This window comes from Paenibacillus radicis (ex Gao et al. 2016) (genome assembly GCF_014641555.1).
GTDB lineage: Bacteria > Bacillota > Bacilli > Paenibacillales > Paenibacillaceae > Pristimantibacillus > Pristimantibacillus radicis.
This window is the reverse complement of the sequence record NZ_BMHY01000019.1, coordinates 23,578-49,866: the sequence shown is the minus strand read 5'-3', so window position 1 is coordinate 49,866 and position 26,289 is coordinate 23,578. Positions and strand designations below refer to the sequence as shown.

At 50.4% G+C, this 26,289-nt stretch carries 22 protein-coding genes; 4 read left to right on the top strand and 18 right to left on the bottom strand.

Going from position 1 to position 26,289, the window contains the following annotated elements:
* Position 1: 1 nt before the first annotated feature.
* The 8 genes from IEX98_RS26640 to IEX98_RS26605 form a co-directional block, all read right to left on the bottom strand.
* Entirely contained in the window at positions 2–2,014 is a 2,013-nt protein-coding gene (locus IEX98_RS26640; RefSeq protein ID WP_188892728.1) for an endonuclease MutS2, read from the bottom strand.
* 455 nt (positions 2,015–2,469) lie between these two features.
* Entirely contained in the window at positions 2,470–3,261 is a 792-nt protein-coding gene (locus IEX98_RS26635; protein WP_188892727.1) for an MBL fold metallo-hydrolase, read from the bottom strand.
* The gene (locus IEX98_RS26630) at positions 3,258–3,932 is read right to left on the bottom strand and encodes a GNAT family N-acetyltransferase (RefSeq protein WP_188892726.1); all 675 of its coding nucleotides are present in this window, start codon (positions 3,930–3,932) and stop codon (positions 3,258–3,260) included. The genes IEX98_RS26635 and IEX98_RS26630 overlap by 4 nt, the downstream gene beginning before the upstream one ends.
* A gap of 25 nt (positions 3,933–3,957) precedes the next feature.
* Positions 3,958–4,641 carry a GNAT family N-acetyltransferase gene (locus IEX98_RS26625; protein ID WP_188892725.1) on the bottom strand — a complete coding sequence of 228 codons (684 nt, stop codon included), beginning with the start codon at positions 4,639–4,641 and terminating at the stop codon, positions 3,958–3,960.
* A gap of 25 nt (positions 4,642–4,666) precedes the next feature.
* On the bottom strand, positions 4,667–5,527 hold the full coding sequence (locus tag IEX98_RS26620) for a carbon-nitrogen hydrolase family protein (RefSeq protein WP_188892724.1): 861 nt from the start codon (positions 5,525–5,527) through the stop codon (positions 4,667–4,669).
* A 15-nt stretch (positions 5,528–5,542) separates the two neighbouring features.
* The gene (locus tag IEX98_RS26615; RefSeq protein ID WP_188892723.1) at positions 5,543–6,898 is read right to left on the bottom strand and encodes a HAMP domain-containing sensor histidine kinase; all 1,356 of its coding nucleotides are present in this window, start codon (positions 6,896–6,898) and stop codon (positions 5,543–5,545) included.
* The gene (locus IEX98_RS26610; protein WP_188892722.1) at positions 6,895–7,593 is read right to left on the bottom strand and encodes a response regulator transcription factor; all 699 of its coding nucleotides are present in this window, start codon (positions 7,591–7,593) and stop codon (positions 6,895–6,897) included. The genes IEX98_RS26615 and IEX98_RS26610 overlap by 4 nt, the downstream gene beginning before the upstream one ends.
* 161 nt (positions 7,594–7,754) lie before the next feature.
* Positions 7,755–9,380: a serine/threonine protein kinase gene (locus tag IEX98_RS26605; RefSeq protein WP_188892721.1), complete on the bottom strand. Its 1,626-nt coding sequence runs from the start codon at positions 9,378–9,380 to the stop codon at positions 7,755–7,757.
* A 259-nt stretch (positions 9,381–9,639) separates the two neighbouring features.
* Here IEX98_RS26605 and IEX98_RS26600 point away from each other — a divergent pair, with 259 nt between their 5' ends.
* The 4 genes from IEX98_RS26600 to IEX98_RS26585 all read left to right on the top strand — a co-directional run bounded on the left by IEX98_RS26600 (position 9,640) and on the right by IEX98_RS26585 (position 12,753).
* On the top strand, positions 9,640–10,086 hold the full coding sequence (locus IEX98_RS26600; protein ID WP_188892720.1) for a MarR family winged helix-turn-helix transcriptional regulator: 447 nt from the start codon (positions 9,640–9,642) through the stop codon (positions 10,084–10,086).
* 70 nt (positions 10,087–10,156) lie between these two features.
* Complete coding sequence (locus IEX98_RS26595; protein WP_188892719.1) at positions 10,157–10,384, top strand: hypothetical protein; 228 nt, start codon at positions 10,157–10,159, stop codon at positions 10,382–10,384.
* Positions 10,384–11,604 carry an MFS transporter gene (locus tag IEX98_RS26590; protein ID WP_229692416.1) on the top strand — a complete coding sequence of 407 codons (1,221 nt, stop codon included), beginning with the start codon at positions 10,384–10,386 and terminating at the stop codon, positions 11,602–11,604. Before IEX98_RS26595 ends, IEX98_RS26590 begins: the two co-directional genes overlap by 1 nt.
* A gap of 48 nt (positions 11,605–11,652) precedes the next feature.
* Positions 11,653–12,753, top strand: coding sequence for a saccharopine dehydrogenase family protein (locus IEX98_RS26585; RefSeq protein ID WP_188892717.1), 1,101 nt, complete (start codon positions 11,653–11,655; stop codon positions 12,751–12,753).
* A gap of 709 nt (positions 12,754–13,462) precedes the next feature.
* Here the strand turns inward: IEX98_RS26585 and IEX98_RS26580 are convergent.
* From IEX98_RS26580 to metH, 10 genes are all read right to left on the bottom strand, one after another.
* A complete protein-coding gene (locus IEX98_RS26580) occupies positions 13,463–14,479 on the bottom strand; it encodes an SAM-dependent methyltransferase (RefSeq protein ID WP_188892716.1) in 1,017 nt (338 codons plus the stop codon).
* Positions 14,480–14,564: 85 nt separating this feature from the next.
* Complete coding sequence (locus tag IEX98_RS26575) at positions 14,565–14,900, bottom strand: cyclic-phosphate processing receiver domain-containing protein (RefSeq protein ID WP_188892715.1); 336 nt, start codon at positions 14,898–14,900, stop codon at positions 14,565–14,567.
* Entirely contained in the window at positions 14,897–15,736 is an 840-nt protein-coding gene (locus tag IEX98_RS26570; protein WP_188892714.1) for a deoxyribonuclease IV, read from the bottom strand. Before IEX98_RS26570 ends, IEX98_RS26575 begins: the two co-directional genes overlap by 4 nt.
* Positions 15,737–15,739: 3 nt before the next feature.
* Positions 15,740–16,555 (bottom strand): Fpg/Nei family DNA glycosylase, encoded by an 816-nt coding sequence (locus IEX98_RS26565; protein WP_188892713.1) that lies wholly within the window; start codon positions 16,553–16,555, stop codon positions 15,740–15,742.
* Positions 16,556–16,593: 38 nt separating this feature from the next.
* Positions 16,594–17,412, bottom strand: a complete 819-nt coding sequence (locus IEX98_RS26560; RefSeq protein WP_229692412.1) for a TIGR01457 family HAD-type hydrolase — start codon at positions 17,410–17,412, stop codon at positions 16,594–16,596.
* Positions 17,413–18,756, bottom strand: a complete 1,344-nt coding sequence (locus IEX98_RS26555; RefSeq protein ID WP_188892712.1) for a ribonuclease H-like domain-containing protein — start codon at positions 18,754–18,756, stop codon at positions 17,413–17,415.
* Positions 18,753–18,956, bottom strand: coding sequence for a hypothetical protein (locus IEX98_RS26550; RefSeq protein ID WP_188892711.1), 204 nt, complete (start codon positions 18,954–18,956; stop codon positions 18,753–18,755). The genes IEX98_RS26555 and IEX98_RS26550 overlap by 4 nt, the downstream gene beginning before the upstream one ends.
* Positions 18,957–21,206 carry a DEAD/DEAH box helicase gene (locus tag IEX98_RS26545; RefSeq protein ID WP_188892710.1) on the bottom strand — a complete coding sequence of 750 codons (2,250 nt, stop codon included), beginning with the start codon at positions 21,204–21,206 and terminating at the stop codon, positions 18,957–18,959.
* A 529-nt stretch (positions 21,207–21,735) separates the two neighbouring features.
* Positions 21,736–22,662, bottom strand: a complete 927-nt coding sequence (gene rnz, locus IEX98_RS26540; RefSeq protein WP_188892709.1) for a ribonuclease Z — start codon at positions 22,660–22,662, stop codon at positions 21,736–21,738.
* Positions 22,663–22,711: 49 nt separating this feature from the next.
* Positions 22,712–26,188, bottom strand: coding sequence for a methionine synthase (metH, locus tag IEX98_RS26535; protein ID WP_374705388.1), 3,477 nt, complete (start codon positions 26,186–26,188; stop codon positions 22,712–22,714).
* Positions 26,189–26,289 lie beyond the last annotated feature (101 nt).

Here is a 26,289-nt window from a genome sequence, read left to right as displayed (position 1 = left end):
CTTACTTCAGATCTTCTCCTTTCGTCTCAATCTTCAGTCCTTCAACATGCTTACGGCGAAGCTGCTTGCGGATTTTGCGGTTCTCCTTCGTATCAAAAACAATGTCCATATCATAATCCTCTCCGGGGTACAGCTTCTCTTTCGGTATAGACAGCTTGAGACGCTTCCGGTTGAACTTCATTTTCTCGCCTTGTACCTGAACGATCACTTCTCCGCGAGCGTCAGCGCTGCGGTAGACGATGCCGATCCGCTTGAGCGGATAGATCCATACGGCATCCCCGACCTCCAGCTCTTTCTTTTTCGGAGGAACTGCTTCGGCTTCGGTAGCCTCGTGTGTTGTTTCTTCTTTTGTCTCTGATCCTTCTAGTGATGGTGCTGACAGTTCTTCCTCTAAGCTAAAATAAGGCTTTAACTCTGGCTGTAGCGATGGCTGTGTTGTACCCGTAGAAACCCCGTCAGCAGCTAAAGCTAAAATGTCTGCTGTGGACGAACGGCTAACAGTCAATTGCTCTGCCCTTTGAAGCACATGCTCCGGCAGCCCGCAGCGTCTGGCGATGGCAAAAGCATGGCTGTCTCCCGCCTCCCCCAGCTCTAGACGATATAGGGGACGCAGCGTTTCGGCGTCAAATGCCATCTTGGCATTCATGCAGCCTGCTGTACGCGAGGCGAAGGTTTTGATCTCGTTGAAATGCGTCGTTGCTGCAACGAGCGATTTTCGCTTCAGCAGCTCTTCCAGCACCGCTATAGAAAGCGCAATCCCTTCGCTTGGGTCCGTTCCGGCAGCCATCTCATCCAGCAAGAGCAGCGATCGTTCTCCCGCCGAGTCCAGCATTTGCTTCAGCACAGCCAAGTGAGAGGAGAAGGTGCTGAGCGACTGCTCAACGCTTTGCCCGTCTCCGACATCGGCAATGATCCCTTCAAATAGACCAAATCGGCTGTTTTCACCAGCTGGTGCGAGCAGACCGGATTGCACCATCACCGCAAGCAAGCCAATTGTCTTCAAAGCGACTGTTTTCCCTCCGGTATTAGGTCCGGTAATAATCAATTGCTTCCAGCGCAGTCCCAGCTCGACGGTTAACGGTTCAACATTGCTTCCTAGCAGCGGATGGCGGGCTTCGACGAGCCGAATGACAGGATTGTCGCTTAGCGTCGTTTTCCGGCCGTCATAGGACCGTGACAGCTTTCCTCTCGCCATAATGAAATCAAAGGTAGCCATTGCCTCCCGATTGCCCTTCAATTGCTGCACATGCGCATCCGCCAAATCCGATAACCCGGATAAAATAACGGTTCGCTCGCGTTCCTCTTCTGCGGCCCAGCTTTGAAGCTCGCTTTGCAAGCCCGCTACATCGATCGGCTCCACGTAAAGTGTCTGCCCGCTTGCCGACTCATCCCATACCGTTCCCGGTACCTGCTTGCGAAGCTCGCGCTTGATAGCGATAACGGAGCGTCCGCTCCGCTTGCTGATGAACGACTCCTGCAGTGCCGATTTGTATTTCGATAGAGCACCTTGGAGCTTACGCTCGATTTTGTCTTCGACAGCGATGATCTGACGGCGTACTGATGCCAAACCGGGACTGGCTTGATCCGTCAATCGGCCGAATCGGATGCATCTTTCCAGCTCGCTCCGCAGCTCCGGGCAATCTCTCATGGAATCTGCATAACTCGCAATCGTCGGCGCCGTCTGCCGCTTGCTATCCATGTAACGCTTCATCTGTGCAATCGATACAAGCCAGATGAGCAGCTGTTCGAGCTCTGTTTCGTTATAGACTCTTCCTTTGCCCAGCAGTGCGAGGAATGGATCAATGCCTTCCATTGCCGACAGCGGCACGCTTGCTCCGGTAGCCAACAGATCAGAGGCCTCTTGAGTCTCCGTCAACCATGCCGTCACCCGGTTGCGCCGATCACTTGGTTCTAGCTTTTCAGCCAGCATTCTGCCGCCAGGCGAAACGGTGTAGTCAACCAACTTTGCCTTTATTTTGTCATACTCCAGTCTTTTCCATGTCGCTTCGTTCATTTTCATCCAGCTCCTTTTTTTCATATAAAAACAAAAAAACAGGAACAGAACGCTATGCGCTCCATTCCTGTTCCATTTGTCAGCTATCCCAGTTAAATGCAAACGATAAGACGGAAATAGCAACAGAGCTAGAGCCCTCACTAGGCTGATCCTCATCCCGCTTATTATGCAAATAAAAAAACCGTGCTCGAAAGAGCACGGTGATAGGCCGCTGACTAATGTCATTTAGGCGGAATCCACATGTTCTTAACCCTTGGTACCGGAATTTAACATGGGACAAAGCAATATAAGCATGCCAATTCATACGAATTGAACAAGCCTGATGAAGCATCGCTCAGCCGGATTAAATCCGATTTATCCAATTTAGGAGTTAAGAACACCTGTAATCATTAAAATTGCCCCTTCCAAATGACAGTTAAACTATATATTCAATTTAATCCAATTCATGCAGGTTGTCAAATAGGCTCTAGACCAATCTCCAGACCAGCTTCTGCAAACCGCAAATGTGACGGAAGACCGTAGTCCCGGCGAAGATCAATATCATGCGACATATGTGTGAAATAAACTTGACGCGGCTTCCAGAGCTTAATCAAGTCCATAGCTTCCGTGACGTCGTAGACTGACCTCGTCTCATAAGCAAAGTTCTCTTTATAAAAGCTGGTTCCTAGCACGAGCAGATCAAGGCCGTAAAGCGGCTTCTGCTGATCTTCCGTCAGACCAATAGCATCCGAGCAATACACCCAGCTGTATGCCTTTGACAGATGATCAAACCTGTAAGCATAGGAGTAACCGTTCTTGCCGTGGTTTACCCGCCAGCAGGAAATCCGCCAGCTTCCCAGCTCCATCGGTTCGTCATTTGCAGTGAAATGAATTTGCCGCTGAAGCCATGGAAAACGTTCGTTGATTTCCGCAATAACCTCTGCCGGAGCGAAAGCCTGGCCGCTTTTGCCCAGCCATCTGCATGCATCCGCCCATTCCACAAGCCCGCCAATATGATCGAAATGAGCATGGGTCAGCAAGATTTGATCTACCGTACGCAAGCTTGCGGCTTCCATCTGTTTACCCCAATCCGGACCGCAATCGATTAACGTCGTTCCGCTGCCGGTTTCCTCGATCTGCACCAGCGAACGAAGCCTGCGGTTGATACCGCCGTCTGCCGATCTAGCTTCCGAGCAAACCTCACAATCGCAGTATACGCGCGGCACGCCCATCGAATCGCCCGTGCCGCGGAAAATCAGCTTCGTCATATCGGCAGCAGCTCGACTTGCTCCAATCCGCGGAGCCGGTCCATCATCGCCAGCCAGGCCTCCGGCTTGTTAGGCAGCGCCGAATAGTACCCCTCGAGAAACGTTGCTACGAGTGCAGCAGGAATCGAAGTCCGGTCTTCATCGGTTGGGAGAAAGCTAAGATTCAACCCTTCAACCGCTTGGCCTTCATGATCCCAGGACGGGTGAACATAGTCGATTGCCAATCGTTTATAGCCCATATGCGACAGCACCTCACGGCGTACGAACGGGCTCATTGGTGTTACGCCGCCAAAGCTGTGTTGCTCTCCGCTGTCGTAAGGGTTGTAGATTTCCGCAAACATACCAAGCGGCTCTGTTCCCGATTGCTGGGCAAGCCGTGCCAAATCCTTCTCCCGGTTGCGCATCAGAAAACGGCCGATTCCTTTGGAATGCTCACCAATAATCGTAAAGTCCGTCATCGCGACACGAAGGTGAGGGTAATAGCGGTATTCGGTCGAACCAACAACCTCACCGTTCTCCACAGCGACATAGACATGAACGGTCGGGTCCTCCAAAGGCTCCTTCCAGAGCTCATAAGCAAGAACTTCCTCCGGCGGAAAAATACGTCCAAGCAGCTTGTGAAGCTCTGCAAAATAAGGGTCCTCAATCGAGGTAATACGATGATAGATCATGGCTTAAGCTCCTCTCTGATGTTCCTCATTCCGAATATGTAGTAAACGGATTTCTCCATTCCATAAGTACGGCAAAATTGCCGGATTGCTCATCATCCAAATAATTGGCCGCAATGCCAATCGGCGTTCTTCCGCAGCGCAGCAAGAAATTGATGACCGGATCCTGAAGCTCGCCTGCCATAACCCGGTCGACATATTGATCTGGCGTAAGCTCAGCGGCGTACAGATGGTAACCCGGCATCCGGCCTGCGCCAAGCAATCTGCCTAGGCCAAGCTGCACGACAGTCTCATACATAGACTGCATCAGCCACTTCCCGATACCTGTCTTCCGATATTCCGGTATGACGCAAATGTCAGCGACGTACAGAGTATCACCGTTCGGATTATGATTACGGATATAACCGTTATCCGTTATCGTTTCCCAGCTGTGATCATGGCCATAATCCTTCATGTCAATCATTAACCCGGTCATGGAGCCAACAATGCGTCCGCCTATTTCAGCGCACAAAGCGCCTTGCGGAAATCGGCTGATATGCTCGATCATTTGATCCTTGCTCCACCAGAGCTCTTCCGGATACGGGGGAGGAAAGCTCTCCCGCTGCACGTCGATCATCGCCTCGAAGTCCCGCTCCGTGTACTGGCGGATCACCGTTTTAACAGGAGCAGCCTTTCCGTTAACCCCGTTAAATACGTAGAAGCTTTTATGCATCGCATTGTCCTCCTTCACGTTAACTCTAGGACCAATCCGAGTAGAGATCAGTACGGCGGTCGCGCCAGGTCGTTACAGAACCGCCTGCACGCACATCCTCCAGCAATTGCAAATCCAGATCCGCAACGACCAGCATATCGTCGTTAATGATGCCTTCGCTCAAGATGCCGGCTGGCGGGAATGGAATATCATTCGGCGCAATAATTGCCGCTTGCCCGAAGTTCGCACGCATGAAATCGACCTTGCGCAGCGCGCCGACCGTACCTGTCGTGACGATATAGATTTGATTTTCCACTGCACGCGCATGGCAGCAGTAACGAACACGATAGAATCCGTGTCTGTCATCCGTACAGGATGGACAGAAAATAACGTCCGCCCCTTTGGCTCTCGCCATACGGACGATCTCCGGAAATTCAATATCGTAGCAGGTCAGCATGCCGATCGTTCCGAACTCGGTCTCAAACACCTGCAGACCGTCGCCCGGCGACATATTCCACTCAGATACCTCTGTAGGTGTCAGATGAATTTTCGGCTGCCGGTCGATTTTACCTTTTGGATGGAACAAATGCGCCGTATTTTGCCATTTGCCCTCTCCTGCTTTCACAACATGCGTGCCGCCGACGATATACATATCGTATTCCGAAGCAAGCGACTGGAACAGCTGCTCATAGCGATCTGTAAACTCGGGAAGTCTGCCGATCGGCAGCGCTTGCCCGCTCTCGTCCCCGATAGAAAGCAGCTGCGTCGTCAAAAATTCCGGAAACAACAGGAACTGCGTTCCGTATTCCGAGGCATTGCGCACATAGTGCGTTACTTGCTCGGCGAACTGCTCGAAGGAGCTAATATCCGCCAGTTGATATTGAACCGAAGCGACCCGATATTTCATCAATTCTATTCCCCTTTACTTCCGCTGCTTGAACTGAATGGCGATCGTTGTTCCGAGATCCGGCAGACTGAATACGTCGATTTTGCCCTCATGCAAGTCGACAATCCGCTTGGCGATAGAGAGGCCAAGGCCGACACCGCCGGTCGCCCTGCTTCTCGCGCCGTCTACGCGATAGAAACGCTCGAACATATGCGGAATCTCATTTTCCGGTATGCCGATCCCCTTATCCTTCACTTCGATCTTGACGATATTCTTCATCAGCGATACGGACACCTCAATAGGGTCCTTGCTGTATTTGATCGCATTATCAAGCAGAATAACAAGCAGCTGTCTAATTTTATCTTTATCGCCGTACATCCGAACGACCTTGGACATCGCCTTCACCCGAATCGGGCGCTGGAACGTTGTCTGCAGCATGCCGGCCAATTCGTTCACGACATGTACCACATCGAATAGCTCCTGACGCAGCCAATCCTCCTGCTCCGCTTCCGCGAGCATAAGCATCGACTTCGTCAAGCTTTGCAGCCTTGTCGTCTCGCGATCGATTGCTTCGATCGCTTCATTCCGTATGTTCTCATCATCGCGGCCCCAACGCTTCAGCATACCTGCATAGCTGCTGATGACCGTAAGCGGCGTTTTTAGCTCATGGGAGGCATCGGCCACAAACTGCTTTTGCCGGGCAAACGTCCGGTCCAGCCGTTCGATCATCTGATTGAACGCCCGAACGAGCTGCTGCAGTTCTGCGGATTCCTCCTGGCTGGACGTCTCGATTTTACGAAGCTTGCCGCTTCGGTCGATTTCACGCATCGTATTGACCATCTGCTGCATCGGCGCGGTCAATCGTGAGGTGAACCAGTATGTGCCGAAGATAGCAAATAAAATGGCGCCGACGCTCGTTACAGTCAATGCAGCCACCAAAATTTGCAAATAATCGTCAAGCTCGTTGAGCACCCGGTTCACTTCCAGCATCGCCACGATATCGGGCCCGTTGAAGATAGGAACGCGCATATATAGAATCCGCTCGTTGCCTTTGGAGATCATGCCCGTGTCATGCTGCCGCTGGAATGCTACAGGCAAGTTAAGCAGAACCGGATCAGAGCCGGTTATGTTGACAACCTTGTTGTCCGGCTGGACGATCCGGATCATTTCATTTACATTATAATACTCACTCAGCAAATCGGGATCATAGATCCCTTTCCCGTGCTGAATGAGCGGATTTTCTAACATAAGGTTCACTTTATTTCCGATTACCCGTTCTTCGCTTTCCGTCGTAATCTTGATCACGTAAAAATAGACGAAAATATTAAATAAAATCAGGATGAAGATGAGCCAGAAGATCGTAAACAGCGTAAACCTTTTGCGCAGCGTCATGCATCTGGCTCCTTAATCATATAACCGACTCCGCGAACCGTATGAATCAGCTTATGCCGGTACCCCTTGTCCAGCTTTTGACGCAAATAACGGATATACACGTCCACAAGATTCGTCTCGCCGATAAAATCATAGCCCCATACTTCTGATAAAATATCCTCACGTGATTTTTCTATATTTTTGTTCTCCACCAAATAAACGAGCAGCTCGAATTCCCTTGGCGTCAGCTCGATTACGATATCTTTGCGATACACCTTGCGGGTGCGCAGCTCAATCGTCAAGTCGCCTACTTTGATCTGGTCTGAACCTTCGGACTCCTTCGGATACTGCTGGAATATGCGCAAAATGTTGCGGACACGCGCAAGCAGCTCCTCCATCGCAAAAGGCTTCGTAATATAATCATTGGCGCCATGCTCAAAGCCGCTGACCTTATCAGGAACCGTATCCCTCGCCGTCAGCAAAATAACCGGCACTGGATTCCCCGCCTGCCTCAGCCTTCTGAGCACTTCAATTCCGTTCAGCTCTGGCAGCATAACATCCAGCAGCACGAGCTCCCAATCACCGGACGAAGCCATTTCGTATCCGGTTCTGCCGTCTGCGGCCGAGCCGACTGTATAGCCTTCATGCTCCAGCTCCAGCTGTAATACGCGGGCAATCCCCGCTTCATCTTCGACAACTAATACGCGATCGCTCATCTTGATGTTCACCTGCTTCCCTAATTGTCCTATAGACTCTTTTTTTCTTCATCATAATGAAGCTATTATTCAAATGCAAGCATCCCGGAGGTCACTGGTTGCCCACCATATTAATAGTTCGCAGCACCCCGGCCAAGTAGGACCGTAGGTCACCTGTATAATTATAACACGGATTGCTTTTGCTTTGTATGGAGCTCCTTTTCAATGTCGGCTAATACCGGGTTTAGCGTTTTCTCCAGCACCTTGCGAAGAGCTGTATCTTCCGTCGCCCAGCGTCCCGACCATAGCACTTGGAGCCAACGTTCTTGAGGCAACAGCGGTATACTCGCTTGCGGATTGCCCGGCAGCATCGCTATCCATTCGGAGCGCCGATTGAACCGGACAGACTTATTCGCAAGCCAGTGCAGCTTGCCTCCCCTTGCTTCAAGCTCAGCTTTCAGCCGGTACAGCTGTTGTAATCTATCATTGCTCCATCTTGACGGAAAAGGATCTGCTACGACATAAACGATTTGGCAGGATGCCAGCAGCCTCCAGCCCTCCTCTTCTCCTCCGATCCCTGTCAAACTGCCCATATCGAGCAGCGTAACACCTGTCTCGTTTCCCAGCTGTCTTTCCAGTTCACCTTGCTGCGCTTGGAAAAAAGGCCCGCGCTGAGCAAGCCAGCGGACGGATCCGGAATGCCATTCCATCAGTCCTCCGGATCTTTCATTAGCATCTTGCTTCCTATTTGTGCCAAGCAGCGCCAGCCACTCGGGCCGGATGGTGGGGAATTCCACCGCAGTAACCGTTATGCCTCTTCTTGCAAGCAGCTTTGCCATCGTAATACAAGCGAAGGTGGAACCCGCTCCCGGGGATAGCGACACAAACGCTGCTAGCACTTTCTTATTTGCCCGTGTCACCGGGTTTTGCTTCACTGAATAAAAGCTTGAAGGACGGTCTTTATCTCTATCATTATTTTCTGTTCTCAGCCGGACTAAAGCAGCCTCTACTTCGGACATGGAAAGCGGCCGATTTTCCTCTTTATCCTGCGTCATTTTTCCCAGTAATGTCTTGAAAGCTGCAGGCACATCAGGTTGAAGCTGCTGCATCGGATCAAGTCGGCTTATGTGCCGCCCCGATGGGAAATAGGTCCCGCCGCTCAGTAAATAGTACAGCATCGCACCTAACCCGTAAATATCGGTTCGCGGGCCGCTTTGACCCATATAGCTGGCCTGCTCGGGCGCGCTAAAGCCGGGAGTGCCGAGCAGTGCCGTATCCTGTGTCGAGCCGTTCTTGAAATGCCGGGCAATGCCGAAGTCAATTAACCGGACATGCCCGTTCTCCTCCAGCATGACATTAGAGGGCTTCAAGTCGCGATGAATGATTTGCGGCGTCTGCCGGTGCAAATATGCAAGCGCCGAGCAAAGCTGAATCGCAATGCCGAGCACTTCAGGGAAAGGCAGTCTTTGTCCGTTCCGCTCAAACCGGTGCTTTACAGTCTCCCCTTGTATGTAGTCCATAATGATTACGCCGGCATCCCAATCTGGAATCGTAAAGCAATCGACGATAAGCGGAAGGTTGGGATGATTAAGCCGGGCAAGCATCCAGGCTTCCTCGACAATGGAGCTTTCCTGACCGACGCTCCAGCCGGCCGATGCCGTAACTTTTACCGCGCGCAGCTTCCCGTGCAGCTTGATATCCTCTGCTGCATATACTGCCCCCATTCCCCCGCTGCCCAGCTTTTCCAGCAAGCGGTATCTATTGTTCAACAACATGCCTGCCTCTAGCGCACCCCATCCTTTTTCCATACTACGCCTCCTTTTTTGGACATAAAAAAATCCCGATTTACAGTGCGCTCCTCTGCAAAGAGGTACGCCAACTGCAAATCGGGATGCTTTCCCGCATTGATATAATTTGATTTTAACATGATGGGGAGATCGTTTGCCAGCTGCATTTTTTAAAAGATAGTTCGTGCTAACTGTGTGATGAGCGTGAATATGCTTCTATACACCTCACCCGAAATGCTGACTGTTTGACAAGTTTAAGTTTAGTTACTATACTAATTCCATGGACAACAATAACAAATACGAAACCCCGTCGCTCAGTCATAGCTTTGGCCGGTTGATCTTGCAGCTCCGCAAGCTGGAGCGCCAGCCTCGTACCTTTGAGGGCATTGGGCCGCTAACGCCCAGCGAATTGCATACGATTGATGCGATTGGCCCGGAAGGCAGTGTTCTCATGAGCGAGCTTGCCGCCCGTCTTGGCATTACGAAGGGTGCCGTAACCCAGTTGATTGCCCGTCTGGAGACGAAGGAATTAGTCGTTCGTTCCATGCATCCGACCGATCAACGAAGTACGTTAATATCGCTGACTGTTCAAGGAAAAGCCGCCTATATGATGCACGAAGAGCTCCATCAAGCTTTTTACAAACAATTACAGACGCAAATGAGCCCGGAAGAAATAGCGATCTTCGCGAAAACAATAGATAAATTTATATTTGCGCTTGATCATTGATTTTTTTTTGCTCATTTAGTTTAGTTGCTATACTAGTTTTAAAAAAAAGAATTGCGAGGTCTTGCTCAACATGAGTAAACAAAAAAATCAACTGCGTATGACTTCCGGGCAGCGGCTCATGATGATGGGGATTGCAATGGGCGCCTTCCTTTCCCACTTCACCGCAGGAATTGTGAACGTATCACTTCCCCTTTTCGCCGAGATCTTTGACAGCCGACTTGAAATCGTGCAGTGGATTACGACAGGCTACCTACTTGCCATCGCTATCCTCTTGCCATCGCTATCCTCTTGCCATTGATGGGTAAGCTTGGAGACCGATTTGGCTCCGCTCTCATTCATAATGCCGGGCTCGGTCTGTTTACATTGAGTTCGCTGCTTATCGCCTTCTCTCCCGGCATTTATTCGCTGCTGGCATTGCGCTTCGTTCAGGCCGTTGGAGCAGCTATGTTTCAAGCGACTAATATGGGGCTGATTGCTCAGCTCATGCCCATGGACAAACGCGGCCGGGCATTGGGCCTCATCAGCGGAGCAGTCGCAATAGGCGGAATGTCGGGACCTGCGATTGGCGGTCTAATTGCCCAGTGCTTAAGCTGGCACTGGCTTTTTCTAATCCAAGTTCCCTTTGCGGCAGTTGCCTCGTTGCTAGCCTTTCGTTTCATCCCTGCTGCCCGTCGAGAAGCTGATAAATCTGCTACTTTCGATGTCTTAGGAGCCACGTTGTTCATGAGTGCAATTGGATTGCTTGTTTTTGGGCTATCCCATGGAGGGACAGCGTCTGGCATGCTGACAGCTCAATCCTTTTATACGGGAGGCATGGGTCTCGCCGTTTTACTTGCATTTCTATTATGGGAGAGAAAACATCCCGCCCCCTTCCTTCCCATCCGTGCGATAACTGTCCATGCCGTATCTATCGGCCTGCTGACAAGTACAGTAACATTTATGGCTGCAAATACCGTAATCGTCAGCCTTCCGTTCTTATTCAGCGGCTTATCTGGTTTATCATCTTCATCCATTGGACTGCTGATGACCATCTACCCGGCATCTCTGGCCATTGTTGGCCCAATTGCAGGCCATTTGTCTGATCGCATGAGCTCTCGTCGCCTCCTGTCTATCGGGCTAATAGGTATAAGTGCTGGCATTGCCGTTTTCACGATAGCCGTGACAAGTTTTCCTATTATAGCCGCTATAGTTGGACTTTCACTTTGCGGATTGGGAATGGCGCTTATCGCCTCCCCGAACATGAATTTCATAATGGGGCATACGGCGAAAGAGCATATTGGAGCAATCGGGGGTATGATCGCCCTTACCCGTAATCTCGGCTTGGTCGTCGGGGCCGCATTAGGGCTTGGTGTCATAAAGGGCTCTTCTATAGGAGAGCAGAGTTGGCTGCCATTCCAGTTGGTCATGGTCATTATGATCGGACTTTGTGCTTTATTAATGACCTTAATTATCTGGAACGTAAGGCAGCCGGCAGTGAAAGGTTCGACGCCTTTATCTCGACACAACACGGTTGATTGACTTAACTTAACTTAACTTAACTTAACTTAACTTACAGGAGGAAATACGATGAAGGACATACTCGTTGTTGGAGGCTACGGCCATGTTGGACAGATTCTATGCAAAGCATTAGCTGCACGTTATCCAGGGAAAGTCTACGCAGCCGGGAGAAGTCTGGAGAAGGCAGCAGCGTTTAGCCTTTCTACTGAAGGCCGCGTTCTTCCAATGCAGATTCAGATGAATGCGCCTATCGATCCGGTGCTGCTGCAGTCTTTCAAGCTGGTCGTCATGTGTCTGGATCAGACGGATATCGCTTTTGTTCGATTATGCTTGAGTCTCGGTATCCACTACATGGATTTATCCGCAAACGATGCTTTTCTATCTCAAGTGGAGGGGTTGAACGAAATGGCAGTGGCTTCCGGAGCAACTGCGGTTTTAAGCATTGGACTCGCCCCGGGATTGACGAATCTTATGGCTGCCCGAGCCATGTCAGAGATGGAACAAACCGACTCTGTTGGTATAACGATTATGCTGGGGCTGGGAGACAGTCATGGGCAAGCGGCGATTGAATGGACAATCGATAATCTGGCTGAAGATTTCAAGGTCATAACGAACGGAAGCAAAACGTTGGCCAAGAGCTTCATGGATGGCAAACGAACGAATTTAGGAGCTGATCTAGGCTGGAAAAAAGCGTACCGGTTCAACTTTTCCGATCAGCACGCTCTTATGCGAACACTGCAATTGCCGTCGATCTCGACACGTCTTTGTTTTGACTCTGCCCCAGTTACTGGCTTACTTGCAGCGTCGAAAGTCCTCGGATTGACCCGGGCGTTGCGATTCCCAGCCATTCGTAGACTCGCGATTGGCATGTTCAGTAAGCTGCAGATGGGTTCGGATCAATATGCGGCCAAAGTTGAAGCTTGGGGCAGCGAAGCGGGAGAAGCAGTTCATGTGGAATGTCTGCTCCATGGCCACTACGAAGCACAAATAACAGCTAAAGCTGGAGCTGCGATAGCAGAGCTGCTGAGCGATAATCATTACCCGGCAGGTGTTTATCACAGCCATGAGCTGATCCAACTGGACACACTATTGCCAGCTATACAAGAAACGTTCCATTTTGAAATGAAAGTCAACAACCAGGTGAAGGTTATATTTAATGGGGTTAATTAGGGGTATCAAATAACAATTAAGCATCTATAGCCAAACGTCGCATCGTTGGAAACAGTTTGTTTCCATCACAATTGCATTGATTACAGAACGATGACTACTAGTACTGGTACAATTAGCGTCTAATTATGCATTGCCACTACTACCTGCCTCTACTCGCCAATTACAACAGCACCCAATGATTACTTCTACCAATAACGAGATATGACTAGATTCTAAGCTACAGCGAGCATCTGCGAAAACTAGCAACTACCAACACGGCCCCGGTCTCAACAGCATTTGTTCCCAAAAATTTCCCCGTTTCGAACTTCCAGCGAACCTGATTCGCTGTTTAGCGAACCTAATTTCGCTATAACATGCCACTCTAAGCACGCAAAGCGCTACAGCGAATCTTTCTTCGCTATTCGTGAACCTAAGTTCTCGGATTGCGAAATTTGGTTCGTTGTAGGCTGCCCAACCGCCTGACACCTCAATTTGGCTATCTTCCAGCGAATACCCCTTCGCTATTTAGCGAATCAGATTCGTTGTAGGCTCCCCAGCTACCTCTCCCATCATTTCAGCTCTTCTCCAGCAAATGTCGCTTCGCTATTTACTTAGCGAATCAGGTTCGCTGGAAGCTGACACTGTGCACGACCCGCGCACAACCAACATAAAAAATCAAAAAAGAACGGACATAAATGTCCGCCCCTCCCATTTCTCTATGCAAATAGCCTTATTTCTTGATCAAATGCAGCGTAATCTCTTCCCGGTTGTGGAACAGCTGCCGGGATTGCTCGATAATGAACGAGGTAGACAGCCTTTCCTTCACCTCGCGGATCGTCTGCAGAGGCTTCTTGTGCATCAGCTTTACGGTAACGACAGCCGTAGCATGCGGGGCAAGCGCTGGTTCCAAATCCAGCACGAGCCTGCACATTTGCATTGGACTCCAGCTCATGTCGCAGACGAGAAGATCGAACTTTCCTCGCTCAAATTTCACATCGGAAGCGTTCTTCTTCAAGTAAGTTAGAGACGGATGGCCCTGAAGCGACGGGTGCATGTCGCCCGGATCGATTGCAGTTACCTGCAATCCCCGCTCGAGCAGCAGCGACGTCCAGCCGCCAGGAGCAGCGCCAACGTCAAGCGCACGGCGATACGACGCATAGTTCAGCCCAAACTCCCGTTCCGCTTCCAGTAGCTTGAATTTGGCACGGGAGATTTGTCCTTCCTCCCGCTGAAAACGAACAGCACCACCAGGCCAATCGGACAGCATGTCCGACGGCTTGCCGATTCCTACGTCAAGCGTGCTCTCGCCCGCGAAGATTGCAATTATGAAATCCGGCTGCTGAAACACCAATTCTGCGTTCAGATTCCCAAGAACGGCATCAAGCGCCCCTTTCGTATCAGCTGTCGAATAGGAAAAGCTCGTCGATTTCGCTTTTCTCACGTGAATCGACACATGCTTGTCCGACAAAACAGAACCCGCCCCGCGAATATATTCCGATAGCGCCTGCAAATCATCCGCATCGCCTCTAAGCGGGATGCTCTCGTCTATCGGCTGCATATGCCGGAGGAAGGTCGGACGATTGTTCTGAATCGTTGCGACCGTCTCCTCCTCCGTAAGCACCGTATCAAATCTAAAAATCTCCCCTGCAACCAACTGCGATACTTTCACTTCCGGCAGCAGCCGCCGAAGTTCTTCTATTGCATAGGGTGAATACCCTTGATTAGCCGTGCCAATCCATTGGCTCACGCCAACACCTCCATCTGTAATCGGCCGGCCCCCGTCAAGCAGCGAGATATCGCATGGGCGGGAGCGGCCGGCGGTGCGAAAGCCCTTAAGATCCTCTTGCAATTTCCTCGAGCAACGACGATGGCATCGGACCGTTGAACAGCTTTAGCTCTATCGGCGCATTCGAGGAAAGCATATGATACATTTGCATTCTGCCGGCCGCGCTGGACGTGTGCAAATAAACTTGCTCGGGATATTTTCCCGTTTCGACCAAATAGCGCACGACCTCGTAGCCTGTAGGCTCACTCCAGCCCAAATCATAATCCAATGACAAAATGCCAATCGACTCCGAATCGATCAGCAGCTTGCATTCCTCCGCGTTGCGGGCCAGCACAAAGCCAGGCGGGCAGGTTCTGTAATCATCCAAGTAAACATGAATCATGATTGACTCCCCCATTCGCGCATCAGATTCAGTTGCTTTTCGTAGCTCCCATCCTCATCCGGAGGCGTTTCCAGAACAAACGGCACATCCTTCAATTGAGGGAGCGTAAGCATCCATTGCATCGCTTCTTCTCCAATATACCCTTTGCCGACCGGCGCATGGCGATCCCTTCTCGAACCGGAAGGAAACAGCGAGTCGTTAAAATGAACAGCAGCGATCTCGCCCAACACTTCAAGACGCTCTCCCGTCTCGATCCACTTCAAGTCCTCCGCTCCTTGCCACATGCCGCTAGCGAACATATGACAGGTATCCAGGCAATAAGAAAGCTGCTCAGGGCGCTGGCAAAGCTTTCGAATCTGCGCCAGTTCTTCAAACGTCGTTCCCATAAAGGCGTGCTCGCCAGACTGAATTTCGATCAGCAGCTTTGCCCCGCCATCCCATTGAGAAGTAACGTCGTTAAGGCTCTGGATAATCGATTGATAGCCTTGCAGCGGCTCCGGGCCTTTATATATGCCAAAGTGAACAACCACGCCTATAGAACCGCAAGAATCGGCAATATCGAGATCATTCAACAACGACTCTACAACCCGCTGGCGCGCCGTATCACCCTCGGCCGCCAGATTTGTCGGATATGGCGTATGGGCAATCGATTTGAGATCATGCTCCCGGCAAAAATCAGCGCAACGCGCTGCATCTTTACGGTCGAATCGCTTGATCGTCAAACTTCGAGGATTTTTTGGAAAATACTGAAAACACTGCATGCCGCCGCTATATGCTTCTTTCGCAGCAGCGGCATAACCGCCTCTAATGCTTAAATGCCGGCCAACGCGGACCACTCTCTATTGTTCCTTCTGACAATTCGGGCACAAGAAAGCCTTGCGCGACGAAATCTCGATCTGCTCAATAGGCGTGCCGCATTGCGGACATGGCTCGCCCGCACGATCATACACCTTCATATGCCCATTATAGCCGCCAGTAAGCGCATCCCCAGAAGTAAATGGATCATCCATATAACCTCCGCGAGCCTGCCCCTCCATTAGCACTCTATGCATGGCTTCATACAGCCGTTCCCAAGTTGCCTGCTCGATTGTCGGGATTTTTGCATCTGGCCGAAGTCCGGCGGCAAATGCAATTTCGTCGGCATAGCAATTACCGATACCGGCAATTACATGCTGGTCGACAAGAGCGGCTTTGATGTTGCCGCGTTTCTTAGCGAAACGGCCGATGAACCGCTCCAGCGTAAGTCTTTTATCGAACGGGTCAAGACCTAGCTTTGCCAGCTCAGTGTCGACATCTTTAACCGACATCATCTTCAAATAGCCCAGGCGCAGCCCGATAAAATAAAGATTGCCCGACGTAAATTTGATCGTCACCTGTACGGTACGGTCCGGGCGTTCCTCGTCGGTGCCAAAAAACATCCAGCCGCCAAGCATCAGATGCAGCAGCAATCGCTTGCCGTTATCGAGATGAAACAATAAATGCTTGCCGCGGCGTTCAACGAACCATATGGTTCGGCCGATCAAAGCTTGATCAAATTGTTCCGCCGTCATATGAACGGATTGCTCTCTCGTAACTTCCGTTCCGATAATTTGAGCACCGGCCAGACGCTCCGAGAGCATTAGTCGATACGTTTCCATTTCCGGTAATTCTGGCATTGCAGCTCGCTTCCTTCCTGTCCGTTCGCTTCCTTCTCTTATCTCCCGGTTGAAGCGGAAATATACGAAATCAGCTCATCTAAATTAGCGCAAATCGCATCCGGCTTGCAGCCAGCCTTGTCTGCGTAGCTTTCAAAATTGTCAGCCGTTGTTAGTCCCGTTAAGACGAGCGCTGTTCCACAGCCCGACGCCCGGCCTGCCGCAATATCAGTGGCCAGATTATCGCCTACGACCCAGGTCTGATCAGCAGTCAAACCAAGCTTATCCAGCGAATAATCCATAAGAATCGGTGACGGTTTGCCAATTAAAATCGGCTCCTGTCCTCCAGCTGCCTTCAGCATCGCTCCGATTGAGCCCGCTCCCGGCATGAGTCCATTCTCCGTAGGCAGCAGCAAATCCGGATTAGTCAGGACATACTTCGCGCCGTTAAGGATATGGCGTACGGCCACAGCCAATCGTTCATAAGTTAATCCGCGGTCAATGCCCTGAAGCACAAAGTCTGGCTGTTCCTCCGTCAATTGCAATCCCGCTTCTTCTACAGCTTGGCGAAGCCCGGCCTCGCCTACAACAAATACGGAAGCGCCCGGCTTCAACTGCGCAATATGTCCCGCAGCGCCTTGCGCCGAAGTGCATACATCGCCGGCTGTCGCCTCAATTCCCATCGCTAGCAGCCTGTCAGCCACCGCTTCAGGAGTTGCCGAAGAGTTATTGGTTACAAACCGGTAAGGCAGTTCTTGTTCCTTCAAAAATCGAATAAGCCGATCTGCTCCCTCAATCCGTCTCGTCCCGTGATACAGCGTCCCGTCCAGATCGAGCAGAAGCCCGTTCATAGCCGGTAATTGTCTCTGTTCCTTCATCTACCCATGCATCCTTCCCGCCTTGCGCTGAAGCCGTTCTTTCCGGTTGCGAAGGCCATCGAGCTCAGCCCTTTTCTTCGCATCCCTTCTTTGCAGCAGCGGGTTCCCCAGCGCCAGCTCCAGCGCCTCTGTCGTGTATTGTAAAGCCGAAACGTAATCCTTCAGCTTATGTTCATAGAACATGGCAAGTTCAATGTACGCAGCAATTGCCGAAGATCCATATGTATAAGGATGCTCTACAGCCTTCTGCCACAATAACACAGCTCGCTGCCAATTTCCAGCCTTCTTATCCCTTGCGGCTAGCATCAATAGCGCAGATATTGCCGCTGATTCGGTATTCAATACCAAGGCGAATAATTGTTCCGCCCGGCCGGACAGTCCCATTTTCTCCAGCCATAATCCGGTACGCACTTGCTCCTCCGGTTCCGAAGGAAGCGGCAGTACGCCAAACGCCCCCTGCTGCTCATCCGAATGCAGCAAATGGCCGAACCGAATCGCCAGACAAGCAAGTGACAGCATATCGATCTCGTTATGCCGGAACACCCCTGCAAGCGGCTCTGGATCGCCTTCCGCTAAATATTGAAAGTAAAGCTGCGGCGCAAGAGAGCCGGGCACATCATCCACCCGCTCAATGCCAAGCCGCTCCTCTTCCACATGACTTAGTTTGCAGGAGGTCAAGGTGTTTTTCCAAATACTGCGGGACGGATGGAGAAAATCGAGATGCAGCGGCTCCCAGATCTTCCGGCTGCGTCCGTTCATAATAAAACGATTTTGCATGACTGGCCAGTCAAACGTTCTGCCATTGTACGTCGCCAAATAGCGGTACGCGGGCAACTTGCTCTCAATGTACGCCAGCATTGCCCTTTCTTCCGCAGGATGACGAATTAATGCTTGCTCGACGATAAACTGTCCATACTGCATGTAGGCAATCCCCACCATAAACGGCACATTGCCCGCACCAATACCAAGTCCGGTCGTCTCTAGATCCAGAAACAACACTTGCTCCGGCTCCACCGGTTCGCCGTGAAATGCTGACAAACCAGAGGCTGCAGCGCCCAGCTCATTCAGACGATGAGTACCGTGCTTGTAATCGAGCGGATACCGGATTTGACGCAGCAGAAACGTTCCTTCCGAATTACGTTGAAGCTTCACACCGATCGGCTGCCAGCCGGTATGGAGGATTTCATCCTCTTCTGTCTCATCTGTAGTCACTGGTTCTGTTGCCGGATCCAGTCGCTTAACCGTCTCTTCCGGGGAAGAAATCGCCGCATCCGTGCCAATGCCATTGCCAGCGGCTGCGCTAGTGCCGCGCAACCGGTTCATTCTGTCTCTAAGTCCGCTCATCGCTTCCCCTCCGCTTCTTCAAACAGCTGCAGCGCCTGCTCCTTGCCGAGCAAGCCAACCTCCTCGATCGGTTCCACACAAGCCGGATAGCCGCTTAAACACGTACAAGAAACAATGAGCGACTTGGCTTGCCGGATTAGCTCATCATGCGTCCGCAAGCGGATTTTAATTAACAGAGGTACAGACCCATGAATTAGCAATTATAACCCCTCCATTAACAGAAGGGATTTTTTCTTTGCGTTCATGCCTTCTATTTCAGTTCCAATACATGAAGGACAACCATCTTCACATGGGCAGCGGCGAACTAAGTTTATGGCTGCTGCTTTTATTTCGTCGAATCGCTTATAAACGTCTTCTGCTAAACCGATGCCACCGGGGTAATGATCGTAAATAAAAATGGTGGGCAGTTGCGAATGTTCGGCCCTTATTTGTGAGACTACATGAATATCGTTACGATCACACATGACATGAATTGGAACGATATGCCGTATCACATTGGCTATACCCATAAGCAACTGTTCCAGTGTTTTCGTTTCTATTGATGAGTCTGCCTCTTTTATTTCTACCCAGGTCGCGCTAGTATGCAGTTCTTCTTCCGGCAGTTTTATGGGGCCGTATCCAATGTTTTCGAAACTCGTTAGACGGATTTTCTTAAACATCGTTGCCATAATATTTACAGCAGCGTCCCCATAATTTATTGACGTCGTTTCCCTGCTTTTAGTTCGGTCAATAGAGAGCACTTTTAACTTAACGGCCAGGTTTGCGTCGGTATAGTATTCTACATCGACTTCGCGTACGTATGCCTTCTTGTGTTCCCAGTCCAGCTTTTCGACTTGAAACTGTACGCCTTCATGCAAGTATATAGCTTCATCGTGTAAAAGAGTCATAGCACTAAACCTGTCCATTTCACCTATAATCCTTACATTTGCTACGTCCGACTGGTCGATTATTACGACGTTTTCCTGGGCTGCGGAACGCAGGCTTACTTCGTGGGCAGGAAAGGATTGGTTTGCCCAGTAGAACGTACCCCCAGCCTGCGTAAGTACCCTTTCTTCAACCAGGTATTCCAGTATGTCGGTTATCTCTGCCGGACCGAATTCCTCCCCTTTCTTAAAGGGAAGTTCATAGGCCGCGCAGCGCATATGGTCTACCAAAATCAATAAATTTTCCGGGTTGATGCGCGCTGATTCCGGGGAACGCTCAAAGAAGTATTCGGGATTCTGCACTACGTACTGGTCTATAGGTGTATTGCTGGCTACCATAACTACTACGGCTTCCCCATGCCGCCGCCCCGCCCGGCCTGCTTGCTGCCAGGTGCTGGCTACGCTGCCCGGATACCCCGACATAATGCAGACTTGCAACTGTCCAATATCAACGCCCAGTTCCAAAGCGTTTGTACTGACAACGCCTAATATCTCCCCATTCCGTAAGCCGCGTTCGATTTCCCGGCGTTGGTTCGGTAAGTAACCGCCGCGATAGCCCCTTATGGACTTGGCCCCTAATTCATTTTTTACGATTTCCTGCAGGTGGCTCAGTATTAACTCTACTCTTACCCGGCTGCGGGCAAAAACAATGGTCTGAACTTTGTTCGATAAAAACTCTTTCGCCAGTTGGTTGACTTCAACCGTTGCGCTTTTCCGAAGGTTTAACGGCTTATTAACTATCGGCGGGTTATAGAAAACAAAGTGCTTCCTTCCTCTAGGCGCTCCATTGTCGTCAATCAGCCGCATAGGTTTACCTGTCAGTTGCTCCGCTAATTCCTTCGGATTCGCGATCGTCGCTGACGTACAAATAAATAGCGGATCGCTGCCGTAAAATTTACATATACGTTGCAGTCTACGGATTACATTTGCTACATGGCTGCCGAATACGCCTCTGTATGTATGGAGCTCGTCAATGACAATATATTTAAGATTACTGAATAAACTTACCCATTTCGTATGGTGCGGCAAAATGGCCGAATGAAGCATATCGGGGTTCGTTATTACGATATGGCCGACATTCTTTACTATCTGCCGAATGGCCGGGGAAGTGTCGCCGTCGTAAGTGAAGCTTTTAATATCTATACCCATTTCGGCTATGATTTCGTTTAACTCGCTTTTTTGGTCTTGCGCCAGTGCCTTTGTTGGGAACAAATACAGCGCCCGGCTGGCGTCGTCTTCCGCTATCGCCTGTAAAACAGGAAGGTTATAACAGAGTGTTTTCCCCGAAGCCGTCGGGGTTACAGCTACGACATTTTCTCCCTTACGAATTGTTTCGTACGCTGTGCACTGGTGGCTGTACAACTGTTCAATTCCTCTTTTAGCCAGGGCAGCTTTTATCCGATCGTCTACGCTTTCGGGCATGGGTCTTGTTGTTGCTTCTATGGGTTCAACTTCGTGCCAGTTGATTACATTTTCATTCGTTCTTAATCCCTCTATGAGTTGCGAAAGGTTTTTCTTTCGTAACATATTATCACTCCTAATCTAGAACGGCTGTTCCCCTCATTATATATGTTCGGGACAAAATAAAAAAAGCCCTTTTTTTAACAGGCTTTTTCTTCGCTCTATGCTATTTCGAATTCTTGTTCGCAGCCCTGGCAAATTGTAACTGTGTATTGTTCTGTTTCCCCGGTTATTGGGTGTTTCAACATAGTCAAATAGTTTGGTTTCTCGGCAGCTGGGTAAAGAACAATAATAACTATATATAACAATAAATTTAATTTATATATTATATTTTCATTATTATATATTACTTATTTTCCACCTAAATGCTGTAGCTATTTTAAAACCCTGTGTTCCGTGTAGCTGGTAGCTGCTTTAGGTAGGTTTGCGTACGTAATTTGCCGATTCCTGCTTGTAAAAATTTCCATCGGCAGCAAAAAAAGCGCATCCCTTTGCAGGAATGCGCCTTGCTCTTCACCGGCTTCACCGTCGTTGTCATACAGCAGTTGGCACGCGGCAGGAACTGCTAGCATTGCATCTTACCGCTGCTGCTGGCCTATTGCCTGCACGCAATGCTCGTATGATACAGATCATAAGCCGCCGTCGACTCGGGAAAAATCTCCTGCGCTTCCTGTTCAAGTGCTGGTATCTGTTCCGCAGTGAAACGCGTGCTGAAATGCGTCATCACAAGCTGCCTGGCCCCCGCCGCGCGTGCCGCTTCAGCAGCCTCTACCGTCGTGGAATGTCCATACAGATGCGCTTTTTCCTGTTGACCGTCCGCGAAGGTCGCTTCGTGAACGAGCAGATCCGCATCCCGGCCCAAGATTACCGTATTGTCGCAAGGCTTGGTATCCCCTAGAATCGTAACGATCCGGCCTTTAATTGGCGTGCCGGCAACTTCTGCGGCGCGGACAACAGTACCGTCAGGCAAGCTAACGTCCTGTCCCTTTTTCAAGCTGCCGTAAAGCGGCCCTTCCGGCACACCGAGCTCCTTCAGCTTCTCAACCTGCAGCTTGCCAGGCCGGTCGCGTTCTGTAATCCTGTAGCCGAAGCACGGCAGCCGATGCTCAAGCGCCCTTGCTTCCACAATAAAACGCTCATCCTCGAAAATAATGCCTTCTTCGATTTCCGTATAAGCAATCTCATAATCCAGCCGCGTGCCGCTAAGTCGAAGCGATGTATCAACAAGCTCCCGAATGCCCGGCGGCCCAAAAACCTTCATCGGACCGTTTCCCCCGACATACGAACGCGTACTGAGCAGACCTGGAATACCAAAGGTATGGTCGCCGTGGAGATGCGTGACGAACAATGCTTCCAGCTTATTCAGCTTTAAGGGCGTGCGCATAAATTGATGCTGCGTCGCTTCTCCTGCATCGAACAACCATAGCGCGCAGTCAGGATCGGGAAGCCGCAGCGCAATCGAAGTGACGTTCCGCTCCTTCGTCGGCCTGCCGGCCCCAGTACCCAGAAACCAAATATCCATCTCGTTTACCCCTCACTATGGCTCGAGTCGCAGGTAATTTCGTTGGCTGTTATCTTTCAACCTTTTCTACATTGAAGTATTGCGCCTCCGGATGGGCGAATACCATGGCAGATACCGATGCTTCCGGCTCCATCATGAACCCTTCCGTAAGCTCGACGCCGATATCTTCTGGCTTCATTAAGTCGAACAAAGGCTCTTGATCCTCCAAGTTCGGACAAGCCGGATAACCGAACGATACGCGAATGCCTTGATAGCGGGCGCCGTGGCGCTGCTTCATAGTCATTGTTGGCGGATCAGGGTAACCCCATACATCGCGCATCATATGATGGACGCGTTCGGCCATGCCTTCCGCAACTTCAAGCGCTACCGATTGCAAGGCATGCGAGCGGAGATAGTCGCCCTTTTCCTTCCACTCTTGTGCCAGTTCGCGGATACCATAGCCTGCAGTAACAACAAGGAAACCGACATAATCCATGACGCCGCTCTCAACCGACTTCAAATAGTCCGAGAGACAGAGGAACGGATCAACTTGCTGGCGCGGGAACGTAAAGCGCTTGATTTCCTTCGTATGATTCTGCGGATCGTAAATGATAATATCATTCCCTGATGACTGTGCCGGGAAAAACCGGTACATGCCATGGGCTTGAATAATGCCGTCAACGGCTCCTTCTTGCAAAATGCCGTCCACCGTTTCTTTCAGCTGCACCGCCTTTTCATTGCCTTCCTTCAGCAAATTCTCGACGTTGCCTTTGAGACCCAAGTGATGGCCAAGCAGCATCTGCATGTTGACGTAAGGAATGATATGCGGAATTGGAACATTGCGAAGGACATGGCGATCCAGGTCGGGCGGAATATAGACCGGCGCATCCGTGGAAATTTTAGACCGTATAGCTCGGGAAAGCTCAGGAAGCTTCTTCTTCTCTTCTACGGCCTCTCCGCCGGAAGCTTTATATTCCGCCATCTCTTCTTCCATACGTGCGCGATGATCTTTATCCATCAGCTTGTTCGCAATATCAAGCCCGTCCATCGCGTCTTTGGCATAGAGAACGAGCCCCTCGTATTCCGGGCCAATTCTCGTCTTTGTAAACTTCCGGGTCAATGCGGCTCCGCCTACTAATATAGGCGCGTCGATGCCGGCATCGCGCATATCTTGCGCTGTAATGACCATTTGCTGTGCGGATTTAACGAGCAAGCCCGACAAGCCGATCACATCAGCCTTCTCGTTGCGGTACGCTTCGATCAGCTTTTCCGGCGGTACTTTAATGCCGAGATTTATAATTTTGTAGCCATTGTTGGACAAAATGATTTCGACGAGATTTTTGCCGATATCATGCACGTCGCCTTTTACGGTAGCCAGAATGACTTTGCCTTTAACCGCAGTCTCGTCCTTCTCCATGAAGTTCTCGAGATAGCCTACCGAAGCTTTCATAACCTCGGCGCTTTGCAGCACTTCCGCTACGATCAGCTCATTGTTGTTGAACAACCGGCCAACCTCTTCCATTCCGCGCATGAGCGGTCCGTTAATGACGTCCATGGCCGAATATTTTTGAAGCGCCAGCTCCAGATCGGGAATGAGTCCCTCTTTCGTCCCTTCAATAACGTAGGAACCAAGCCGTTCTTCCAGCGTCAGATTGGAGATTTTCTCTTTCTTGACGACCTTCTTCTCCCGGAACGCAGCTACAAAAGCAGCCAACGTCTCGTCATTCGTATTGTAGATCAGCTCTTCGGCCAGCTTGCGCTCTTCTTCCGGAATTGAAGCGTACCGCTCCAGCTTCTCCGTGTTGACGATTGCGTAGTCCAATCCGGCTTTCGTACAGTGGTACAGATAAACGGAATTGAGCACTTCGCGGCCAGCATCCGGCAAACCGAATGAAATGTTACTCAAGCCGAGGATCGTCTTCGCACGCGGGAACTTCTCTTTAATCATTCGAATGCCTTCAATCGTCTCTACAGCTGAACCGATGTATTGCGGGTCGCCGGAGCCAACAGGGAACATATTCGGGTCGAAAATAATATCATCAGGATTCATCCCGTATTTATCAACCAGCAAGTTATACGAACGCTCTGCTACTTCCATCTTTGCTTCGCGCGATACAGCCTGCCCGCGCTCATCGATTAGAATCATGACGACAGCCGCGCCGTATTGATGGATCAACGGCAATATTTTCTCGAATTTGGACTCGCCGTCCTCGAGATTAATAGAGTTAATAATCGCTTTGCCTTGCGAATACTTGAGGCCCAGCTCGATGATATGATCGTAAGTGGAATCCAGCATTAAAGGCACTTTGATTTTTTTTACAACTTCGGGAATGAAATGATGAACCGCATACGCTTCATCAATATCGGTATCTTGAAGGTTAATATCGACGACATGCGCGCCGCCCTTCACTTGCGCTCTGGCGACTTCGGACGCTTCATCAAACTTCCCTTCCTTGATTAGACGCTTGAATTTCCGCGAGCCCGAGATGTTGGTCCGTTCGCCGATCATGATCGGACGGTTCTCCGGTTCAATATAAACGGTGTCGATACCGGATACGGCAGGCGGATGAACACCATACTGCGTCCGCGGCTTATATTTCGCCATCGTCTCGGCCATCACGCGAATATGCTCAGGCGTCGTACCGCAACAGCCGCCGGCGATATTCAGCCAGCCCTGCTCGGCAAATGCCGACATTTTCACCGCAAGCGATTCAGGAGATTCATGATAATTGCCGTTTTCATCCGGCAAGCCGGCATTCGGGTAACAGCTGATTGCAGTATCTGCAATTTCGCTCAAGGAACGGATATGATCACGCATAAACTCCGGACCTGTCGCGCAGTTTAACCCCATGGATACCGGTTTCAAGTGCTCCAGTGAAATATAGAAAGACTCAATGCTTTGTCCTGCCAGCGTTGTTCCCATCGGTTCAATCGTACCCGAAATCATCAGCGGCAGTTCTTTTCCCGTCTTTTCGTATGCATTACGTATGCCGATGCTTCCCGCTTTTACGTTTAGTGTATCCTGTGACGTTTCCAGCAGAATCAGGTCAACACCTGCTTCTATGAGTGCAACCGTCTGTTCGTAATAGCTTTCCACGAGCTCGTCGAACGTGACGCCGCCCGTTACCGATAAGGTTTTAGTCGTCGGCCCAAGCGCCCCGGCTACATAGCGAGGACGTTCTGGTGTCGAATATTTATCAACAGCATTGCGAGCCAGCGTCGCAGCGGCAATGTTGATTTCAACTGCTTTTTCCGGGATATCGTATTCGGCCAGAACGACACTCGTCGCTCCGAATGTATTCGTCTCGATAATATCCGCGCCTGCTTCCAAGTACTCTTCATGAATGCGCTGTATGACATCAGGACGAGTCAGAACGAGCATTTCATTGCAGCCGTCCAGCTCCTCGCCGCCAAAATCTTCAGCTTGTAGATCCGCTTGTTGAATCATCGTTCCCATCGCGCCATCGAGGATGAGGATACGCTGCTGCATTAGTTCCTGAATCGTAGGATTCGACAAAATTCTGCACCCTTCTTTCCGAAAAATCATTAACAATTAGTGTAACAGAATCACCGCATTGTGAAAAGGTAATCCATCGACAATCCGCGACTTTTACGCTATAATCCATAATATCAGTAAATTTCAATTGG

Bases quoted from the DNA above. Each gene is read 5' to 3' on its own strand.
- rnz (WP_188892709.1), bottom strand. From the start codon at position 22,662: ATGGATATTTGGTTTCTGGGTACTGGGGCCGGCAGGCCGACGAAGGAG.
- IEX98_RS26620 (WP_188892724.1), bottom strand. From the start codon at position 5,527: ATGAAATATCGGGTCGCTTCGGTTCAATATCAACTGGCGGATATTAGC.
- IEX98_RS26545 (WP_188892710.1), bottom strand. From the start codon at position 21,206: ATGTTACGAAAGAAAAACCTTTCGCAACTCATAGAGGGATTAAGAACG.
- metH (WP_374705388.1), bottom strand. From the start codon at position 26,188: ATGATTTTTCGGAAAGAAGGGTGCAGAATTTTGTCGAATCCTACGATT.
- IEX98_RS26630 (WP_188892726.1), bottom strand. From the start codon at position 3,932: ATGATCTATCATCGTATTACCTCGATTGAGGACCCTTATTTTGCAGAG.
- IEX98_RS26605 (WP_188892721.1), bottom strand. From the start codon at position 9,380: ATGGAAAAAGGATGGGGTGCGCTAGAGGCAGGCATGTTGTTGAACAAT.
- IEX98_RS26610 (WP_188892722.1), bottom strand. From the start codon at position 7,593: ATGAGCGATCGCGTATTAGTTGTCGAAGATGAAGCGGGGATTGCCCGC.
- IEX98_RS26585 (WP_188892717.1), top strand. From the start codon at position 11,653: ATGAAGGACATACTCGTTGTTGGAGGCTACGGCCATGTTGGACAGATT.
- IEX98_RS26575 (WP_188892715.1), bottom strand. From the start codon at position 14,900: ATGATTCATGTTTACTTGGATGATTACAGAACCTGCCCGCCTGGCTTT.
- IEX98_RS26595 (WP_188892719.1), top strand. From the start codon at position 10,157: ATGAGTAAACAAAAAAATCAACTGCGTATGACTTCCGGGCAGCGGCTC.
- IEX98_RS26615 (WP_188892723.1), bottom strand. From the start codon at position 6,898: ATGACGCTGCGCAAAAGGTTTACGCTGTTTACGATCTTCTGGCTCATC.
- IEX98_RS26560 (WP_229692412.1), bottom strand. From the start codon at position 17,412: ATGAAGGAACAGAGACAATTACCGGCTATGAACGGGCTTCTGCTCGAT.
- IEX98_RS26565 (WP_188892713.1), bottom strand. From the start codon at position 16,555: ATGCCAGAATTACCGGAAATGGAAACGTATCGACTAATGCTCTCGGAG.
- IEX98_RS26635 (WP_188892727.1), bottom strand. From the start codon at position 3,261: ATGACGAAGCTGATTTTCCGCGGCACGGGCGATTCGATGGGCGTGCCG.
- IEX98_RS26555 (WP_188892712.1), bottom strand. From the start codon at position 18,756: ATGAGCGGACTTAGAGACAGAATGAACCGGTTGCGCGGCACTAGCGCA.
- IEX98_RS26600 (WP_188892720.1), top strand. From the start codon at position 9,640: ATGGACAACAATAACAAATACGAAACCCCGTCGCTCAGTCATAGCTTT.
- IEX98_RS26625 (WP_188892725.1), bottom strand. From the start codon at position 4,641: ATGCATAAAAGCTTCTACGTATTTAACGGGGTTAACGGAAAGGCTGCT.
- IEX98_RS26640 (WP_188892728.1), bottom strand. From the start codon at position 2,014: ATGAACGAAGCGACATGGAAAAGACTGGAGTATGACAAAATAAAGGCA.
- IEX98_RS26590 (WP_229692416.1), top strand. From the start codon at position 10,384: ATGGGTAAGCTTGGAGACCGATTTGGCTCCGCTCTCATTCATAATGCC.